17 protein-coding genes are annotated in these 20,099 nt (G+C 56.7%); 12 read left to right on the forward strand and 5 right to left on the reverse strand.

Annotated elements, in window-relative coordinates; all coding sequences use genetic code 11:
- Positions 1–22: 22 nt before the first annotated feature.
- The 3 genes from E1297_RS16655 to E1297_RS16665 form a co-directional block, all read right to left on the reverse strand.
- Positions 23–1,066, reverse strand: coding sequence for a DUF2336 domain-containing protein (locus E1297_RS16655; protein WP_155140193.1), 1,044 nt, complete (start codon positions 1,064–1,066; stop codon positions 23–25).
- A 164-nt stretch (positions 1,067–1,230) separates the two neighbouring features.
- Entirely contained in the window at positions 1,231–1,995 is a 765-nt protein-coding gene (fliP, locus tag E1297_RS16660) for a flagellar type III secretion system pore protein FliP (protein WP_155140195.1), read from the reverse strand.
- A complete protein-coding gene (locus E1297_RS16665; protein ID WP_155140197.1) occupies positions 1,992–3,206 on the reverse strand; it encodes a flagellar biosynthetic protein FliO in 1,215 nt (404 codons plus the stop codon). Before E1297_RS16665 ends, fliP begins: the two co-directional genes overlap by 4 nt.
- 293 nt (positions 3,207–3,499) lie before the next feature.
- Between E1297_RS16665 and flgB the strand changes: the two genes are divergently transcribed.
- The 9 genes from flgB to E1297_RS16710 all read left to right on the forward strand — a co-directional run bounded on the left by flgB (position 3,500) and on the right by E1297_RS16710 (position 11,629).
- Positions 3,500–3,904, forward strand: a complete 405-nt coding sequence (gene flgB / locus E1297_RS16670) for a flagellar basal body rod protein FlgB (RefSeq protein WP_155140199.1) — start codon at positions 3,500–3,502, stop codon at positions 3,902–3,904.
- A 28-nt stretch (positions 3,905–3,932) separates the two neighbouring features.
- Entirely contained in the window at positions 3,933–4,343 is a 411-nt protein-coding gene (gene flgC / locus E1297_RS16675) for a flagellar basal body rod protein FlgC (RefSeq protein ID WP_155140201.1), read from the forward strand.
- A gap of 41 nt (positions 4,344–4,384) precedes the next feature.
- The gene (locus E1297_RS16680) at positions 4,385–4,699 is read left to right on the forward strand and encodes a flagellar hook-basal body complex protein FliE (RefSeq protein ID WP_155140203.1); all 315 of its coding nucleotides are present in this window, start codon (positions 4,385–4,387) and stop codon (positions 4,697–4,699) included.
- Positions 4,700–4,719: 20 nt separating this feature from the next.
- Complete coding sequence (gene fliQ / locus E1297_RS16685) at positions 4,720–4,986, forward strand: flagellar biosynthesis protein FliQ (RefSeq protein WP_155140205.1); 267 nt, start codon at positions 4,720–4,722, stop codon at positions 4,984–4,986.
- Positions 4,987–4,999: 13 nt separating this feature from the next.
- On the forward strand, positions 5,000–5,773 hold the full coding sequence (gene fliR / locus E1297_RS16690; protein ID WP_155140207.1) for a flagellar biosynthetic protein FliR: 774 nt from the start codon (positions 5,000–5,002) through the stop codon (positions 5,771–5,773).
- A 9-nt stretch (positions 5,774–5,782) separates the two neighbouring features.
- On the forward strand, positions 5,783–6,862 hold the full coding sequence (gene flhB, locus E1297_RS16695; protein WP_155140209.1) for a flagellar biosynthesis protein FlhB: 1,080 nt from the start codon (positions 5,783–5,785) through the stop codon (positions 6,860–6,862).
- Between the two features lie 83 nt (positions 6,863–6,945).
- Positions 6,946–9,498, forward strand: coding sequence for a cell cycle histidine kinase CckA (gene cckA / locus E1297_RS16700; protein WP_155140211.1), 2,553 nt, complete (start codon positions 6,946–6,948; stop codon positions 9,496–9,498).
- A 104-nt stretch (positions 9,499–9,602) separates the two neighbouring features.
- Positions 9,603–10,619: an HlyD family secretion protein gene (locus tag E1297_RS16705; RefSeq protein WP_155140213.1), complete on the forward strand. Its 1,017-nt coding sequence runs from the start codon at positions 9,603–9,605 to the stop codon at positions 10,617–10,619.
- Positions 10,616–11,629: an FUSC family protein gene (locus E1297_RS16710; RefSeq protein WP_155140215.1), complete on the forward strand. Its 1,014-nt coding sequence runs from the start codon at positions 10,616–10,618 to the stop codon at positions 11,627–11,629. Before E1297_RS16705 ends, E1297_RS16710 begins: the two co-directional genes overlap by 4 nt.
- 31 nt (positions 11,630–11,660) lie before the next feature.
- On the opposite strand, the gene E1297_RS16715 is transcribed toward E1297_RS16710, so the two are convergent.
- Positions 11,661–12,875 (reverse strand): multidrug effflux MFS transporter, encoded by a 1,215-nt coding sequence (locus E1297_RS16715; RefSeq protein ID WP_196223337.1) that lies wholly within the window; start codon positions 12,873–12,875, stop codon positions 11,661–11,663.
- Positions 12,876–13,198: 323 nt separating this feature from the next.
- Positions 13,199–13,798, reverse strand: coding sequence for a TetR/AcrR family transcriptional regulator (locus E1297_RS16720; protein ID WP_155140218.1), 600 nt, complete (start codon positions 13,796–13,798; stop codon positions 13,199–13,201).
- Between the two features lie 69 nt (positions 13,799–13,867).
- On the opposite strand from E1297_RS16720, the gene E1297_RS16725 reads away from it, so the two are divergent.
- The 3 genes from E1297_RS16725 (at position 13,868) to E1297_RS16735 (ending at position 19,300) form a co-directional block, all read left to right on the forward strand.
- On the forward strand, positions 13,868–14,293 hold the full coding sequence (locus E1297_RS16725; protein ID WP_155140220.1) for a VOC family protein: 426 nt from the start codon (positions 13,868–13,870) through the stop codon (positions 14,291–14,293).
- A gap of 521 nt (positions 14,294–14,814) precedes the next feature.
- Positions 14,815–16,746, forward strand: coding sequence for a hypothetical protein (locus tag E1297_RS16730; protein ID WP_155140222.1), 1,932 nt, complete (start codon positions 14,815–14,817; stop codon positions 16,744–16,746).
- Positions 16,747–17,329: 583 nt separating this feature from the next.
- Entirely contained in the window at positions 17,330–19,300 is a 1,971-nt protein-coding gene (locus tag E1297_RS16735; protein ID WP_155140224.1) for a hypothetical protein, read from the forward strand.
- Positions 19,301–20,099: the final 799 nt, after the last annotated feature.

Raw genomic sequence — 20,099 nt, forward strand, 5'->3', positions numbered from 1 at the left:
GACCGCGCGCCCGTTAGGCGGGTCAGCCGGCTTGACGGGCCTGCCTCTGCCTTTCGCTCTTGAAGCGCGATACAAGGGCCGGGATCTCCCGCGTGCCGCGGTCGAGAAGTGCGCATCGGCGCTCAAGAAAGCAGCGGTAGGTGCGGGTGCTGATACCGGCCTGCAACAGCAACATCATGATCGTGATATTGGCATGAGAGTGGACGGTCTCCGTAACCGCCTTGAGGCTCAGTCCCAGCTCCCGGCTGATGAGCCAGATCACGGCATCGAGACGGTCTTCGTTCAACAGAGCCTGTACCAGCGCATCGAATGACAGGTCGCCACCGGGAAGGTGCCATTGCCTAGGACCTGTATTCGGAGCTGCACGGGCGAAGAGCCTGACGGGATCGTTTTTCAAGCTGGGGCAGCTGGCAGCCAGACGATCCAGTCCATCGGTTTCAATTGCCGAGACAAGAACCGGGGGGACCATTGGAAAGCGGGTCTCGATGATTTGTTCCTGTGTCTTCCGGAACGCCTGATCCTGAAGGGCGCGCTTCGCGAGAGCGGCAAGCGTGTCATGTTCGTGGGTGGCGAAAATCAGGATTGCCACGCTGGCCCTAAGGGAAATCGGCGCGGCGAGATTGGCGAGCAAGATATGGCAGACGGTTCGCGCACCTCGTGCGACCAAGACGTCGGAAATGTCTTCCGTGAGATCGTGGCGGCTGGCCAAGGCCATCCTGTGGAGGTCCGAGCCTTCGCGCGCGAGCCGGAGCAAAGTATCATGGCTGACCGACTTGCAGCTTTCGATCACCGGGCGCGAGATGTCGAACTGGTCGAAGGCCAGCTTGTCTGCAAGTTCGGGGGTCAAATGTTCGGTGCGCGCCAGACCGGCAGCCAGCTCTGCCCTTACCCGCGTCGACAGTTGATCGAAGACGGTGACAACGATCTTGCAGAACAGGTCCTTTTCGACCTCTGTTGGAACACGATCACCGGACCTGTGATATTCGGCCATGAGTTGCCGGACAAGTTCGGATCTTGCCTCCGGTGCCTTGAGTCTGGCCAGATCTAAAAGGTGTTCTTGCAGCACGAGCCATCAACCAGGTTTGGGGCGAATCAATTGTTGCCGTGACGTCCACTATTATTGCCACGGCAGGCCAAGGCACGTCCATAGCGTGTGCGGGATGTGTTATCAATCAAACGCGAGCCGGCCGGCAGGGTTAATTGCACGCGCGGTCTTTTCGAACCTGTTTGCTATCCGCCCCCGAAACTCTGGATCAGTGAGCCCGCAACCAGGTTCCAGCCGTCCACCAGCACGAAGAAGATCAGCTTGAACGGCAATGAAATCACGACCGGCGGCAGCATCATCATGCCCATGGACATCAGAACCGATGCGATGACCAGATCAATGATCAGAAACGGGAGATAAAGCAGAAACCCGATCTCGAAGGCGCGTCTCAGTTCACTGATCATGAATGCCGGAACAAGGACACGCAAGGAGACCTCTTCGGGGCCTTCCGGCGCACTTTGCCCGGACATTTCCTGGAACAATGCGAGGTCCGATTCGCGGACCTGTTTCAACATGAACGTGCGGAACGGGCCGGACGCGCGCTCGAAGGCCTGGGTGATGTCGATGCTGCCTTCCACGAGGGGTTTGACGCCCTCGTCATAGGCCTGCTCGATCGTGGGGGCCATGATGAACGCGGTGAGAAACAGCGCCAGACTGATCATGACCGTGTTTGGCGGGGCCGTCTGCAGGCCGATTGCCGACCGCAAGAGCGACAGTACGACCACGATCCGGGTGAAACTCGTCACCATCACCAGAAACGATGGGGCAAGCGACAACACGGTGAGCAGCGCAACCAGCTGAACCGCGCGTTCCGTCACCGTGGAATCGTTTGAAAAGTCGAGCGTGATGGCCTGACCAAATGCAGGCGCCGCCAGACACACAGAAAGGCCGGCGAGGCCGGCCAAAAGTCCCACCCATCCAAAAGGACGGCCAAGCCGTCTTTTGATCATTTTTTGGGCCCGTGGAACTCGCCTAGGAGTTTCGCCATCTCATCCTCAATCGGATTTCTGTCATCGACCGGCAGAGTTTGGTCCGGTCCGCTCACCTTCGGCGTCATCACAAGATTCGCCTCTGGCGCAGTGTGACCGTCTTTGAGCGCCGTTGCAGCCTGCCGGGGCGGCTTATCCTCAGTATTTGTGACATGAGATACGCTAGGCGAAGTCTGTGCGTGAGGGGACGGCTTGAAAGGTGCTGCAATCGGAGGGGCAGAGCCTGAAGATACCGGCGGCACGATATCTGCCTTGAGCACCGGGCTCATTGTCTGGTCATCGCCGTAAACGTCTGCCGGGATCTGGTCGGATGATGAAGAAAAGGAAGGTTCGCTGCGCGTCTCTTGTCCCTTGCCGGAAAACAGGGCGGTCCTGACGCGTGAGGCGGGACCCGAGGCTGGCGGTGTGACTTGCCGGGGGGAGGCGGCTTGAGACTTGGTCCGGCTGCCTGTCGGGCGCGCGACGCTGTCTGCGAAGCTGGTCACAAAGTCTTTTTTGCCTGGCTCACTTGCGGAAGAGGTTCGTGGTTCTGCCTTGGCGGTTTCCACTGTGGCTTTTTTCGGCAAGCTTGTGTCGATTGCCGGCCCCAAAGCCGCTGCGGGTTTTGAATTTTGCACGGGAGGACGGGGCGCGGCTGGTGCCGAGGGTGTTTTTGGGCTGGGCTCCGGAGCCGGTTGTGACTGGTTTGCGGGAGGTGTCCGCGGAGCGGCGGCCGCAGCCGGGACATCGGCCACCCGGTCTTGCATCTTTGGCGCTGCGGCTTTTGGCGCGGATGCCAGCCGGTTTTCTGCCGAAGGGCGCGGCGGGGGCACGTCGCCCTCGTCCAGTCTCGGACCCGGCGCTGACGGTGCGGGCGGGGTGCCAGTTGTCTTGCCGCGGGTGATGCCCTGTTCGACCACAACGTCGGTCGGACCTCCGATCAGGATCAGGTGTTCCACATTGTCCCGGCGGACCAGGACAAGGCGGCGGCGTGTGTCCACGGTGGCAGAATCAGTCACGGCGATCCGGGGTTGGCGCCCCCGGATCGGGTTGATGCGCCCGCCTGCCAGCTTCTTCAGGATAAAGAAAAAGATGGCAACCAGACCCAGGACCATGGCCAGAGAGACGACAAAGCTGATTGACCTTGCGAGTCCGTCCCCGAGACCGAATGTGCTTTCAATCCATTCGTACATACAAACCTCTTCATGCAAGGCTGCAAAGCACTTGCGGCATTTTTGCGGCTGCGCTCGCCCGGGTGTTTTGAAGCGCAACCGGGGCAGGCTTCGAAACGCTGTCCGGGCGCAGGGTTAACAGGAAGCCGGAGAGCCTGCTCTTCCTGTGACGAGCCTTGTTGCGTTTTGCAAGACAAGTACCGGAGTTGCTGCGGCATTTATACAGCTAAGGCACTGGCACTTCATATTATTAATGGATCGTTAACCAATTGCGGCGAAACCTTGTCACGGTTGGTTAATGCAAGGTGACCCTTATGGCGCTTACGGATCTGCCTCTGTTTCAGGCCTTGAAGTCGAAAATGCAATGGCATCAGGTCCGCCAGGGTGTGCTTTCACAAAATATCGCCCATTCGGATACACCCGGATACGGCGCCAAAGACCTGAAAGCCTATTCGTTCAGGGATCATGTCGAGCGCCAGACAATGCCCCTGCAGACCGTGCGCACCGACAGCGGGCACCTCACCGGAGCAGTGTCAGACTCGGCGCTTGGACGGGGAACCGAAGAGGTGGGCTTTGAAATCACGCCGAGCGGCAACAGCGTCGTGCTTGAAGAGCAGATGATGAAGGTGACCCAGAACCAGATGGATTATCAGGCCGCCACCACGCTTTACACCAAGGGTCTGGGTCTTCTGCGGACAGCCCTTTCAAAGAATGCCTGACCGGCCTGACGGCCTAGGAGTTTGAGCGATGGACCTCATCAAATCCCTTTTCATTTCAGCCTCGGGCCTCAAGGCCCAGACCGGGCGCATGAAGGTGATCGCGGAAAACATCGCGAACGCAAACTCGGTCGCCACAACCCCTGAACAAGATCCCTACCGCCGCAAGATACCGACCTTTCGCAGTCACTTTGACAAGGAAGTCGGCGCTGATGTGGTCGAGCTTGGGCGCATTGCCGAGGATCAGTCGGAGTTCAAAACCCGGCACGAGCCCGGCCACCCGGCCGCAGACGCGAACGGGATGATTCGGGAGCCGAATGTCAGCACGCTGGTCGAGACCGTCGACATGCAGCAGGCGCAGCGCTCCTACGAGGCCAACCTCAATGCCATTCAGGCAACCCGCCAGATGCTTCAGCGCACGATCGACATCCTGCGGGCCTGAAGCGGGATTGCTTCAAGAGTAACGACTAAGAGACCGAGACCATGTCCACGCCGTCAATTGCCAGCAACGCCTATCAGATGGTTCAGCGACTCGCCGGGCAGGCCATGCCCGCAGAACCGCCCCTTGAAGCCGGCAGCCGGCCCGATTTTGGCCAGATGGTTCATCAGGCTGTCGAGAGCGTTGTGGATAAGGGGCAGGCTGCGGACCAAAAAGCGATCGGCCTTGTGGAAGGCAAGGCGGATGTCGTTGACGTGGTGACCGCGATTGCGGAAACCGAAGTGGCGCTGGAAACGATGGTAACCGTGCGCGACCGCGTGATTTCGGCCTATGAGGAAATCATGCGCATGCCGATTTAACCACCTGACCGGGGCGGGCGATGACTGGAGGAGAAGTACTCGACATAGCACGCGAAGGCGTCTGGACGATGATTTTGATCGCAGCGCCCGCCATGCTCGTCGGTCTCGGCGTCGGTGTCGTGATCGCCCTGTTTCAGGCCTTGACGCAAATCCAGGAAATGACCCTCGTTTTCGTTCCGAAGATCCTTGCGATCTTCGTGACGCTGATGATCAGCCTGCCCTTCATGGGGCAGGCGCTGGCAGCATATATGGCGCGTTTGACCGAACTCATCCTTACCACCTCCTGAGGCGGGCCGGTTCATGACGGTCAACCTGTCCTTTCTGCCCGAGGTGACCGCGACCTTCCTTTTGATATTCGCGCGCCTTGGCACCATGATCATGCTGCTGCCCGCACTGGGGGAAAGCACGATCCCGACCCGGATCAGACTGTCCGTCGCCCTTGCCATCACCTTTGTGCTCTATCCGATGGCCTCGGCCGATTATCCGCCCGACCTGGTCTCCAGCCTGCCGCGCCTCCTGGGCTTTCTGGCAAGGGAAATGGCTGTGGGATTTGCCATCGGTCTGAGTGCCCGTCTGATCACTTCGGCCCTCAGCACCGCCGGCATGATCATGGCGAGCCAGTCGGGGATGGCGTTTGCGCTTGGATCGGATGTTGCGAACGAAGGCCAGCAAGGGGCCTTGTTCGGCAACTTTCTGGTGCTCCTCGGGGTGACATTGGTGTTCGTGACCGATACCCACTATCTGATCATCGCCGCCCTGCATGACAGCTTTGAGCTTTTTCCGCCCGGAAACGCTGTTCCTGTCGGCGACTTCTCCCAATATGCCGTTCAGGCGGTTGCCGAAATGTTTTCCATCGCCATGCGCATGAGCGCGCCGTTTCTGGTGGTGGGCATTGTTTTCTATTTCGGGCTCGGGCTGTTGAACAAGCTGATGCCGCAGCTTCAGATCTTTTTCATTGCCATGCCTGTAAACATTACGCTCGGACTGTTGCTTCTCATGGTTCTTGTGGCCACCATCATGATGTTCTACCTGGACCATTTCCAGCAATCGCTCGGCAAGTTTATCGCCGGTTAGGGAGTTCCGATGGCCGACGATACCGACGACTCGGAAAAAACCGAGGACCCCACACACAAACGCTTGCGCGAAGCGCATGAAAAGGGGGATGTGGCGAAGTCGCAGGAAGTCAGCACCTGGTTCACGCTGGCCGGGGCGACTATCATGATCGCGTTCTTTGCGCCAACGGTGGTCAGCCTGCTTGGAAGCGAACTCAAGGGCTATCTGGAACACGCGCATCATATTCCGACTGATGGCACTGCCCTCGGCCATCTTTGGCGCAATACGGGCTTCATGGTGGCGCTGATTGTTGCCGTTCCGCTCCTTGTCGTTGTCCTGATGGCGGTTGCCGGCAATCTGGTTCAGCATCAAATGCTGTTCACCACCGAGACGATCAAACCGAAACTTTCCAAGATATCGCCGGTCTCCGGGTTCAAGCGGCTGTTTTCAAGCCAGAGCCTCATGAATTTCGCAAAGGGCATGCTGAAGCTCGTGATTGTCGGGGCCCTGATGGTTGCCGTGCTGTGGCCGCATCGGGACGAAGCGGAAATCATGATCTTTGCCGACACGACGATCGTTCTCGAAGAAGCCCGTGTACTGATCCTCCAGCTTCTGGCGGCAGTGCTCGCAGCCATGACTGTCATTGCGGGCGCTGATTTTCTCTATCAGCGGCACACGTGGTTCCAGAAGCAGAAAATGACCCTGCGCGAAGTCAAGGAAGAGTACAAACAGACCGAGGGCGACCCTCTGATCAAGGGAAAGATCCGGCAACTCCGCATGGAGCGGGCGCGCAAGCGCATGATGGCCGCAGTGCCGGAGGCCACCGTCGTCGTGACGAACCCGACCCACTATGCGGTTGCACTCAAATACGAAGACGCCATGGGCGCGCCGCTGTGTCTGGCCAAGGGGGTGGATGCGGTTGCCTTGAAAATACGCGAAGTTGCGAAGGAGGCGGACATACCGGTTGTCGAGAACCCTCCGCTCGCCCGTGCGCTTTATGCAAATGTTGAAATCGAACAGGAAATCCCCGAAGAGCATTACAAAGCGGTGGCCGAAGTGATCGGCTTCGTCTTTAAGATGCGAAAGCGGACGAGCTGGCGCGGAAACTGACAGGTCTGCGGTTGATCTTCGCTTGCGGGCATCGAAAAGTTGGAGCGGGTCTGTGCCGATGAATCGCGCCGGGGGAGCAAAGCATGAATGATCTGAACAGTGCGCCGATGGCACCGGTGATCGACCGGCCAGAGCGATCGGGCAGCATCTGGTTGCTGATCATGCTGACCGTCCTCCTGATCGGCGCGGTCGCGGCTTTTGTTTCGCTCGAAGAGACCGTGGCACGCCCGTTTGTGCTTGGCTTTCTCGGGGTGCTGGCGGTCATTGGCGTCTTTTGCCTGTTCGCCGGGGCAATCGGTATCTTGCACCTGTCGTCGCGTTCCTCCCGCAACCCGATCGCCACCGCGTTCTTGAACAGTCTCGATGACGGGGCACTGGTCACCGATCTCGATGGACGGCTGATTTACGCCAATCAGGCCTATGCCGGCCTGACCGGTGCCCAAGCATCCGCTGACGTCAGAGTGGTCGAACGGGTCTTTTCCCATGACCCGGAAGCCGCCGATGCGATCTTCCGGTTGTCCCATGCCATGCGCGAAGGACGGCGCGCGCAAGAAGAGATCCGCATGGGGCACCCGCTCGGCCGGCCGGAAGGTCCGGCGTGCTGGTACCGGGTTACCGTACGCCCCATCGCGACGTCGCGGAGCGAGGGCGGTTCGGGGCAGGTTCTTGCCGTCTGGCAAATCTCGGACATCACCCGGGACCGGGCGGAACAGGAGGACTCGTTTCAGGAACTCCAGCGGGTCATCAACTTTCTCGATCACGCTCCAGCCGGGTTCTTTTCCTGCGACAATTCGGGCCGCGTTGTCTATCTCAATGCGACCCTGGCCGACTGGCTGGGATATGATCTGGCGCAGTTCCAGGCAGGTGAACTGAACCTGAATGCCATTGTCCGTGGCGATGGAACCGAGCTGATCCGGTCCTTGAAGGGGCATGCGGGAGAAGTTCGCAGCGAGACACTCGATCTGGACTTCGTGACCCGGAGCGGACGCAGCTTTCCCGTGCGTTTGCTGCACAAGGTGCCTTTTGGCGAGAACGGACTTCCCGGTGACAGCCGGACGCTGGTGCTGAACCGGTCGCGCGGCGAGGAGGTTTCCGAGGCGCTGCGCGCCGCAGAAGTCCGGTTCGCGCGGTTTTTCAACAACACGCCGATTGCAATTGCCTCGCTGGACCACGAAGGCCGGGTTCTCAGAACCAACGCGCCGTTTCTCAGGCTGTTCTCGACCGTCGATCTTTCGAGCGAGTCACCCAAGCTGACCGACTACGTTGCCGAGAGCGGGCGCGGGGATCTTGGCAAGGCGCTGTCCTCGGCGGCCCGGGGCATCAGCAAGATTGCCCCGATCGACATACCCTTGAGCGAGGGAAATGACGTGCGCTCGGCGACCTTCTACATTTCCGCCGTCGAGGACGGGGAAGGCGACGGCGAGGCGGCAATCGTCTATGCGCTGGAGACCACGCAGCAGCGGGCATTGGAAGCGCAGTTCGCCCAGAGCCAGAAGATGCAGGCGATCGGTCAGCTCGCCGGCGGCGTGGCGCATGACTTCAACAACGTCCTGACCGCGATCATCGGGTTCTCGGATCTGCTTCTGGCAAGCCACCGCCCGACTGACCCGTCGTTTCAGGACATCATGAACATCAAGCAGAATGCCAACCGGGCGGCCGGTCTGGTACGCCAGTTGCTGGCGTTTTCGCGCCGCCAGACCTTGCGCCCGCAGAGACTGTCCCTGAATGACGTGCTGGCGGACCTCTCCATTCTGCTCGACCGGCTGCTTGGCGAGAAAGTCGAACTCAAGGTGATCCATGGCCGGGATTTGTGGCCGGTGATGGCGGATGTGAACCAGCTTGAGCAGGTGATTGTCAATCTGGCGGTCAATGCCGGGGATGCCATGCCCGACGGCGGGCGCCTGACCATCCGGACGCGGAATGTCCCGGAGGCGGAATCGACCACGTTCGAGAACACCCGCGGCATGCCGCCGGGCGAATATACGTTGATCGAGGTGGAGGATACCGGTCACGGGATTCCATCCGGCATCATGGAAAAGATTTTCGATCCGTTCTTTTCGACAAAGGAAGTCGGCAAGGGAACCGGACTTGGGCTGTCAACCGTCTACGGCATCGTCAAGCAGACCGGCGGGTTTGTCTTCTGCAGCTCGGAAACCGATTCGGGGACGACTTTCCGGCTGTTCCTTCCGCGGTTTGTGCCGGCGGTCGAAGAATCCAGGAAGCCGGAGGCAGAAGAACCGGAAAAGGAAAAGGTCGCGGACCTGACCGGTTCGGCATCTATTCTTCTGGTCGAAGACGAGGAGGCTGTGCGGGCATTTGCGGCAAGGGCCCTAGCGTCGCGCGGCTACACGGTCCACGAAGCGTCATCCGGTACGGAAGCCCTTGAAGTCATGAACGAGACAGGCGGCAAGGTCGATCTGGTCGTGTCCGATGTGGTGATGCCGGAAATGGACGGGCCGACGCTGCTGGTCGAGTTGCGCAAGATCCGGTCTGACCTGAAGATCATCTTCGTGTCGGGTTATGCGCAGGATGCGTTCGAGGAAAACCTGCCGGAAAACGAGAAGTTCTTCTTTTTGCCCAAGCCCTTCACGCTGAAGCAGCTGGCGACGACGGTCAAGGAGGTCCTCGACAGCTGAGCGCTTTGCAGGAAGGCTTGCGGTTGTCCCGGTGTCAGTCTGCATTGTCTGCGCCGAAGCCCTTGGGCATAGTGCAATCGGAGTGTGCATCACGCGAGGTCTGAATGTTCGAACGCAAGCTGATCATCCTGTTTGTCTTGGTGGTCTTCGGGCTGTTCCTCGCGAACGAGATCAGCAGGCTGTTTTTTGCGTATTCGTCCGATGCATTCGTGGTCTCTGACCATGCGCGCATTTCGCCAACGGTTCCAGGGCTCCTGGTCGAATTGCATGTTGTGAATGATACGGATGTCACCAAGGGAACGCCGCTGTTCACGCTTGACCAGACCCCTTACAAACTGGCTGTCGAAAGTGCCGAGGCCAACAAGGCGGTCGCCGAGCAAGCGCTGAAGGTTGCAAAGGATGCGGTTGCGGAAGCCGCCGCCAGTATCAAGTCCGCGCAAGCGGTGCTGAGAGATACCGAGGCGACCCAGGCGCGGATTGCCGCTCTGAAGCAAAAGGGATTTAGCACGCAACAGGCGCTCGACGATGCCAATCGGAACCTGACAGAGGCCCGTGCCGAGTATGAGAGTGCAGTTGCCGCACAAAACAGTGCGCAAGACCAGCTTGCACAACGGATTGCGCAGATGCGCGATGCGCAAGCGACACTTGCCACGGCCCAGTACAATCTGGAGCAAACGGTCGTCCGGGCTCCTTTCGACGGTCAGGTGGTGCCGTTCAGCACCAAAGCTGGCCAGTACCTGAACGCAGGTGACATTGCGATGGTGCTGGTTGCCGGTGATGCGTACCGCCTGGTCGCGAACGTCCACGAACAGCACATCCAGTATATCCGCCCGGGCCAACCGGTTTACTACATGGTGTCGACGGTTCCATGGCGTATCTTCAAGGGAAAGGTCCGTGGCGTTTCGCGGGGCATTTCCCGTTCGCCGACCCAGCAGATTGCGCTTCCCTATATTGATCCGGACACCGGCTGGATTCGATTGTCACAACGCTTTCCGATCGATATCGACCTCGCACCGGATGCGGGTGACAACCAGAAATTCATGGGAAGTGATGCACGTGTCCTCATTTTGAACCGTTCACCCGAACCGGCCGTTTCAGGATCCGCCGGGGCGGCCCGATGACCCATGTTGACGGCCTTCGCTTGAGAACGGCTGTTGCTTGTTGGGCAGCCGTGTTCGTGTCTCTGCTGCTTGAGTTGCAAGAACCCTGGTGGGCGGCGATCTCGGCTTTTATCGTGTCTCACTCGGACCGCAAGACGATTGTCACAAAGAGCCTGCTCAGGGTGATCGGCACCATTATCGGCAGCGTTCTGGCGTTTTATGTTGCAACGCAATTTGCCGGTCAGGATTTTCTGGTCGTCGCGTTGATGGCGATATCCGTCATGGCCGGTATCTACAAGCGCTATACGAGCCGCTATGCCTATGCTTGGGTTTTGGGCAGCATCACCGGGGTTCTGGTGGCTTATGTCTCTCTGGCTACGCCCGGCGAAACCCGCGAGTTTGCCATCAATCGCGGCATGGAGATCATTGTTGGCGTGCTCACGACGATGGTGATCGAATTGTTGTTCAATCTCCATCCCAAGGAAGAGAAGAGCAGCTTCGGGCCGGGCAGTGTCGATGAGGATACGCGCAGGCATGCCATGGAAGCGGGTGTTTTTGGCGGTTTCGTGCTTGTGGTTATCGTGCTGCTCGACAAGCTATTCGGGTTGCCTTCACCGGTCCAGATCATCATCACGAGCCTTGTGATGATCCAGCTGCGGATCGGCTTCACCCACGAAATGGCATATCACCGGTTGTTCGGATGCCTCTTGGGCGGCGTGTCCGGTCTGGCCGTGGTTTATTTTCTGCCGTCGAACTTTGTTGTCTGGTCCGTGTTTCTTCTGTTCGGGATATTCACTTTCTCCGGCCTCCATTTCAGCGGCGACCGGCATGCATATGTCGGCACGCAGTCCGTGATCGCGTTCCTGATGACCATGATCACCGGCAACGGGCCGCCATCATCGATTGCGCCCGTGCTTGACCGGCTGGCGGGTATCCTGATCGGCGTCATCATCCTTGTGATCGGCAACCTGCTTGCTGCAGATCTTGGCTTCGGTCGTGACGCGGCCAAAAAGGCGGAAACCGGAAAGTGACAGCCCCCGGTTTCGCCGGTCCAGAAAGGGTTCATTTTACGGTGTAGTCGAATTCCTTGCGCAAGAAGACGGTGAAGAAGATCAAGGTGGCGGCGGTTACGAAAATATACAGGGCCCAAAGCGGCCATGCCGAGGGGGACTGGAGCAGGGATGCGCCTGCTGTAAAGCCCGCGCTGACGATGATGAACAGGCCGCTGACGAGGGCGTTTGCACTTCCTCCTGCCTGCGCGAAACGGGCGAGGCATTTCGAGTAACCGTTTGGCCAGATGGTTGCCATCAGGAAGTAGATGACCCCGGACGGCACGACCAGCGCCGCGACGCTGAAGACGCCGGACAGGTCCAGGGCCAGCATGGCGAGGCTGATCAGGAGCGAGGTTCCGGCGGCAACAGCGATGGTGTGGCGAACCCGGACTTTTGTGCTCACCAGCCGATTGAAAAAGTTGCCGGCCAGCCAGAGGGCGCCCAGGACCAGCTGCAGGTGTCCGTAAAAGATCGGGCTGTGATGCAGGTTGGTCTGGATGTAGAAGGGGGCAAGAACCTCGAAGCCGTACATGACCGAAATCAGGCAGGCCATGCCAAGGGCGGTCGGAACATAGACCCGGTCGAAGACCATGTTCCGGTAAACGGCAAAGGCATCGCCCAGAGGTTGGCGCAGGGAGATGCGCCGGGTTTCGGGCAGCAAGAATGCAGCGACAAGCACCACCAGCGTTCCCCATCCGGCAAGGAACCAGAACGAAGCGGTCCAGCCGAACCAGTCCTGAAGATAGCCGCCGAGCGCGGGAGACAGGATCGGTCCGGTTGCCCAGGCAATTGTCATCCAGTTGGCTGCCTTGATACGTTCGTCGCCTTCATAGCAATCGGCGACAATTGCCCGGGCGCCGACGGCGGAACAGGCCGCAAGAATGCCCTGCGCAGCACGCAAGAGCAGAACCACCCAAAGCGGCGGGGCAAGGGCAATACCGATGGAAGCGATCACGAACAGGCAGGTGGTGAACAGGATCGGCAGGCGGCGGCCAAGGGAATCCGTGAGCGGTCCCGCAAGGATCTGGCCGATGCCGTAGCCGGCCATGAACAGGAGCAGTGTGGCCTGAATGGAAAACTGGCCGGACCCGAAAAAGTGCGCCATGGCGGGCATTGACGGGATGTAGATATCGGTTGCGGCGCCGCCCAGAGGCACCATGATCAGCATGGCAATGAAAGCCCGGCGGCGGTTCACGAAAACGGGTGCGGTTGCCTCGGTCGTCATCTCTGGTCTCCACTTCTTGTGAGGCTTTGCGGCACGTTTGAAAGAATGTGCGGCGCCGGTCCGCGCATGCAGAGGCGCTCTTCGACACGCCATGCACGTGACCGGTCGGGAATTCCCAAATGAACTTTGAAGCGCGTCATGCGCGGGATTGCGGGTCTGTCTGCCCGTGCAATGCGGCAGGCGGCAAGCCCGGAAGGAATACCCTATATGTAAGCGCTGACGGGGCTAAAATTATGCTTCCTTGTTATAATATTAATTGAACGCGCGGATTATAAACTTTGATTGAGGGAAACGCGGCTGATCTGCTGCAACTTGCGAAAGCCTCAGTCCGGCTTGAGCAAACCTTGTAGAACGGCCTTCGTCGCCTTGACGTAAGACTGTTCCGGCGCGCCATTCGATATCATCAGGGCTGCCCGGTCGAACAGTGCGGACAACAGGTCTGCCAGCGCATCGGGGTCGAGGCTTGTGTCCAGCAATCCATGCTCTGCAGCGTGTCTCAGGCCGTCCACCAGGGTCTGGCGTCCTGTCTCGCTGTCGATCTCGGCCATCTCGTTCAGCCCCAATACGCCCGGGCCTTCAAGAAGAAGCAATGCCGCGCGGCCGGGGACCTTCATGGCCGCGAAGTAGGCGAGGGCACCTGCCATGAAAGCGTCAAGCGGTGTTGATGTGGCATCGGCCTCCGCGCCGATGGCGGCGGCTACGGCCCGGGCTTCGGCTTTCACGACCGCGCGGAACAAATCGGTCTTGTCGGCGAAGTGATGATAAAGCGCGCCGCGCGTGACATTGGCGGCCTTGACCAGTTCCGGCGTACCGGTTTCCGCATATCCCCGGTCAATGAACAAGGTTCGTGCAGCGCTCAAGAGTGCGGCACGGGTTTCGGCCCGGCGGTCTGCCTGACTGCGTCTCTGTTTTTCAATTTGCATACGTGCAGCTTGTATGTTAATAGTATATTACATACAAACTGTATGTCTTTTTCATGTGGGAGGCCAGCGATGAAATGCACCCAATTCTATCCCGTGATCATGACCGGGGATGTCCGCAAGACCGCGGACTTCTATCGAGAGCATTTCGGATTTCGTCCGGCATTTGAGGCCGAGTGGTATGTCCATCTGCAGTCGGCGCAAAACCCGGCTGTTAATCTCGCCGTGCTTGACGGCAATCATCCAACCGTTCCTGAAAGCGGCCGGGGAACCGTGTCCGGGCTTTTGATCAATTTCGAGGTGGAGGATGTCGACATCGAGTACGAGCGCCTGAAGGGGGCAGGCTTGCCCATGGTGCTGGAGCTGAAGGACGAACCTTTCGGGCAGCGCCACTTCATCACCCGGGATCCCAACGGCGTTCTGATCGATGTGATCAAACCGATCCCGCCAAGCCCGGAGTTCCTCGCGCAATATGCAAAACACGCTGTTCCGACTTGATGGCTAAACATGCCGTTACCGGGAAGCCTTATGCCGTGGCGTCGGATCGTGAATCAGTGGTGTTTGAGGGCCGCAGTTTGAGACAACACGCGCAGCTGCAGAAAACTTTGCGGCAACTTATATGTGTCCGGATTTTGACGCCGACATCCGGATCAATCGCGGCCTTGGCTGTTTTTCCATCCGTGTTCCGCTCGGAAAGAGCGCAGAGCCTTATCGATCTGATGTTGCGTCCCCGGATTCGCCCTCGTATGGGAGGCAGAAAACTGACGACCTGATCCGTGTACGGATTTTTTTTGAGCAGAGGTAATGCTGTAACAGCGAGCAGGAAACACGAAGGGTCTTTGGCTGGATTGCACCATTCGAAAGATAGTTAAATAAGTCAGTGCTAATATTCACTATTTAGAAATAACGGCTGCATTGGTAAAATTTTCGAAACGTAATAAGTCTGCAATCTTTCGGTAATATCCGATCCACTTTAACTGGCGGCCGGGGGCAAAAGCGGAAACTGAGAGAGGTGAACAATGCCTGCCGCGCTTGCAGTAAGTGAAACAAATAATGCCAGTCAGAATATTTCTGTAGATTACAACTGGGGAAACAATCAAGAAATATCTGATTTCGATCCTGAAACAGATACAATCACTTTCGGATGGTTCAACTCCGGAGATGTTTACCTCTCCGAGTCCAGCGGTAACGTTGTCATCTCGCTCCCCAACAACAATCAGACAATCACCCTGTTGGGGATCAGCTTGTCGGAGCTGAGTGAAGACAACCTGATTTTCAAAAACGCGAGCATGGCTTCGGAAGTTGTGAGTCAGCTCGAATCGGATGGCAGCACTTCTACAGACAGCTCTGACGCGACCACGAATGCAGAGACTGCCGACAGCGGTACAAGCGATGCTTCCTCGTCGTCGAGCCAGAATATCGATATCGACTACAATTGGGGAAACAACCAGACGGTAAGCGATTTCAATCCGGATACCGATACGATCACTTTCGGTTGGTTCAATTCCGGTGATATCAGTATCTCTGAAGTCAATGGCAGCGTTGTGATTTCCCTGGACAACAACAACCAGACCATCACGCTGGAAGGTATCAGTCTTTCCGAACTGTCCGAAGACAACTTCGTCTTCAAGAACTCGAGCATTTCTGCAGAGGTGCTGGCTCAGTTGGATGTGGATTCCACTGCGACAGCTGACGACAGCACTGACACTTCCAACGATACGTCCGATGATACTGCGGATGACAGCTCGGCGACTGCTGACAATGATAATGACACGTCGGAGTCTGATACAGCTGACAGCACTGCCGATGACAGCAGCTCGGATACCAGCTCGGAGGACACCTCAAGCGATGACTCTGCCAGCACAAGCACGTCGTCAAGCGGTAGCACTGTTTACTCGCCGTACTTCGATATTACGGAGACGACAGGTGACGTGTCGACGGTGATCTCCTCGGGCGTGAGTGCTGTTACCTTGGCGTTTATCGTTGCCGAGACGGATTCTGGTGACAACTACGGCACCGCGTCATGGGGTAACTATTCCGCCTACGACCTCGATGGCGGCTCCATGGAAAGCTACATTGATTCTGGTATTCAGGAGCTTCAGGAGGCAGGTGTCGATGTGACCATCAGCTTTGGTGGTGCATTGAATTCCATGCTCTGGGAAGTCACGGATGATCCGGAGCAGGTCGTGGAGCAGTGGATCGCGGTCTACGAAGCCTATGATTATGGCAGCCTGGTCGGTTTCGACTTCGACATCGAAGGCTATGACACCATGACTGACCTGGATCAGTTGCAGGTCTTTGTGGATGCCTTGGTCTTGTTTGAGGAGTGGATGGAAGAAAATGATGTTGATCTGACGATCAGCATTACAATTCCGACTCTTTCCGACGGGATTGCGGATTATGAAACCGACTTCGTCGAGATGGTTGTCGATAGCGGTGTTGATATCGACTATTGGAATCTCATGGTCTTCGACTACGGCGATGGCACTACCGACATGGGTGATGCTGCGATTTCAGCGGCCACAGCCATGTATGATTACCTCGTCTCGCTTGGTGATGAAGATGCATCGATCATGATCACGACCATGCCGGGCTATGACGATCTGGGTGAGGAAACGACCGCCGAAGACATTCAGCAAATTACTGAATTTGCGATGGAAACAGACTGGGTCTACGGTGTATCCGAATGGTCGCTCGGCCGCGACAGCACTGTCGAAACGACACACGACTATAACCCGACAGACGTTGTGACATCCGTGATGGACACTTACACCACCGATGATGACAGCACTGACGGCACCGATACGCAGACCGTTCAGATCGAAGACGATCAGACTTCGACTGATGCCGACACCGACACTGATATCATCATGATTGATGACGATTTTGGTGGTCAGCTTGCATTGCTCGGCATGCACAATGCCCAATTCGAAGCAGATGCAATGCTCTAAGAGCAGATACAACGGCACTGTTACGCACCACGGGCCTGCCGGTCCGTGGTGTTTTTGTATCAAAATTCAGTGTCGCGTTCACTCCAAGCCCTTTGTCAACCTGGCGCGTTTGTTTCACGACTTTCGCAACGGACCGGCTGAATTTGATTGTTTTGCGTAATTATATATTTCTAGAGTTGAGTTGTGGCGGTATTTTTGATGTGTGATGAAATTAAGAACGCAAACAGTTTTTGAATATGGTTGGAGACACGTCCGGGAACTCCCCACAATACTTGCAAGCTTAAGGGATTTAATAATTCGGAAATCATTCTGTAAGTTGTTGGCGTATTTATAGAAACTTAAGGGGTGAACGCGGAAATACGAGAGGTCACATATGCCTGCCGCACTTGCTGCAAAAGATTCTGTCGATTCGATTCAAAATGTTTCAATTGATTATAATTGGGGTAACAATCAAGAAATTGCCGACTTTGACCCGGCTTCAAACACGCTTACTTTTGGGTGGTTTAATTCAGGGGATATTGAACTCTCAGAGGTCAATGGAAGCACCGTTATCTCGCTTCCGAACAACAATCAGACCATCACCTTGACGGGCATTAGCCTCGCGTCTCTGTCGTCAAGCAATTTCATTTTCAAGAATGAGAGCCTTGCAGATGAAGTTCTGGCTCAGCTCGATGGAGCAAATGAAAGCAGCACTGACACAGGAAGTGCGGCTGAAGACACATCCGGCGACACGACTGGCAGCAACGCTTCTGTTGCGGGGCAGAACATAGATGTAGATTACAACTGGGGAAACAATCAGCAGGTTTTGGATTTTGATCCTGCTTCCGACACACTCACGATCGGTTGGTTTAACTCCGGAGATATTGTTCTTTCAGAGGTCAATGGCAGTGTTGTTATTTCACTTCCCAACAACAACCAGACTATTACGCTGACCGGCATCACCCTTTCCGATCTTTCCGCAGACAATTTCATATTCAAAAACTCGGGTATTTCCTCCGACGTCTTGACGCAATTGCAAACGGGAACTGTTGCCGACGATAGCGCTGACAGTGCGGATAGCACCGGGGACGCCAGCGGCGCAGACGATAGTTCGGTTGTTGATGAGGGAGATGTTGATCTCGACGACACCGCCGGCACCACGGATGACGATGCAGGCTCGAACAACGGTACTGATGGCGTCTCGGATACCGAAGACGGTGATGGAGCTGTCGATGACAATAGCAGCGACACCCGGACCGACGACGGTTCTTCAGACGTGGACGACAACAGTGCAAGCGACAGCGCTGAAAGTGCTGATGAAACCACGAGTGATAACGATACCGGCAGCGATGATACCGATACCGGCAGCGATGATACCGATAGCGGGGATACGACGAACGGTGGCAATGCAAACACTGGTGGAAGCAGCGCAGTTTACACGCCCTACTTTGACATCACGCAAACCGGTGGTGACGTAACAACAGTTCTGGAATCCGGAGTGTCTGCCGTCAGCCTTGCGTTCATTGTCGCCGAAACGAGCGAACTTGTCCCTGCAACAGATGAATTCGGCTGGCAGGTGTATGACGAAGACGGAAACGCCATCTATCTGGACAATTACGGCACGGCGTCCTGGGGTAACTACACAGCTTATGATCTCAATGGTGGTTACCTTGAGGACAATATTGATGCCGGTATTCAGGAGCTTCAGGATGCGGGTGTTGATGTAACCATCAGCTTTGGCGGCGCATTGAATTCCATGCTCTGGGAAGTGACTGACAACCCGGAGGAAGTCGTTGCGCAGTGGATCGCAGTTTACGAAGCCTATGATTACGGCAACCTGGTCGGTTTCGATTTTGATGTCGAAGGGTATGATACGCTTACCGACCTGGATCAATTGCAAGTGTTTGTCGACGCACTGGAACTTTTCGAAGAGTGGCGGGCGGAAAACGACATTGATCTGGAAATCAGCATCACAATCCCGACGCTGTCAGATGGTTTGGCGGAATATGAAACCGATTTTGTCGAAATGGTTGTCGATAGTGGTGTCGACATCGCCTATTGGAACCTCATGACGTTCGACTACGGGGATGGCACGACGGAGATGGGGAATGCAGCGATTGCGGCGGCGACATCCATGCACGACTATCTCGTGTCGCTGGGTGATGACGATGCATCGATCATGATCACGACCATGCCCGGATACGATGATCTGGGGGCGTTAACAACCTCGGAAGATTTGCAGCAGATTACCGAGTTTGCGATGGAAACCGATTGGGTTTACGGCGTGTCGGAGTGGTCACTGAACCTAGAGACCCAGGTAGAGACCGTCAATGGGGACCGGCCGAGCGATGTTGTGAACGCCGTTCTGGCAACGGACACATCATCCGGCGAGACCCAGGGTGATACTGGTTCTGACGCTGAAGTGGATGCTTCACAAACGGCGCAGATCGATGATGATCAATCTGCCGCAGAGCTTCTGGATACGGATGCCATCATGATTGACGGCGGCTTCGACAGTTCACTTGCTCTATTGGGCATACAGAACATGCCATTTGAGGCGGATGCAGTTTTCTAGATTATAGCGCTGCAATCCTGATGAACACCACGGGCACAGTGGTCCGTGGTGTATTGCTGTTTTGAACGAGTTTTCGTTTTGGTGAGATGCCAAACCGGGCGGATGAGAGGAGAAGGCTTTCTTCGATTGCCCGAAAACTTCGGCAAACTCAGCTCAGGCGCGGGCAGGGACTGACAGCTGACTTTGATCGGGCAGCGCTGCGCGCTGGGTTGAGCCAGATTGGCACCCGGCAACGGCAAGCCCGAGAGCCAGCGGGGCAAATAAAATACGCATTCTGATCTGTCCGATTTCCTATCCCAAGCGGATGGCTTGTGTCCACATCACCAAAACAACGTACCGCAGGCAGAGTTGCAGCATTGCAACGGCGGGACCGTCAAAAGGCGTCACCTGACTCAAGGCCATTGCCGCTAAGGCCTCGGTGATCTCGAGCGCGAAGTGCAACACCGCTTGGCGGCGCTTGAGCAGCCTTGACTCTCAACCCCTTATGGCGAACTGAACCGAACCTGGCCGTTGCCTCATTGCACTCCGCAGCTGAATCCGCCCTCTGTTGTGACCAAAGCAACCTCTCATTTCCGATTTTTTGAATTATTCAACGCTCGAATGCTGCGCCGGTGAAACCGGAATTTTTGCCGGAATTGTGCCAATCAGGAGAGTACCAAATTCATCTGCCGTAATAAGTTTGGGTTTTGCTACAAGGGAACGGTGGCGATATTTGCGAAGTGTAATGTTTTAGGATAACGGTCGTAATATTAGATCGGTTTTAACTGGTTTAATACCAAGTCTCAGATGAAGTGACTCA

Source organism: Roseibium sp. RKSG952 (genome assembly GCF_009711355.1).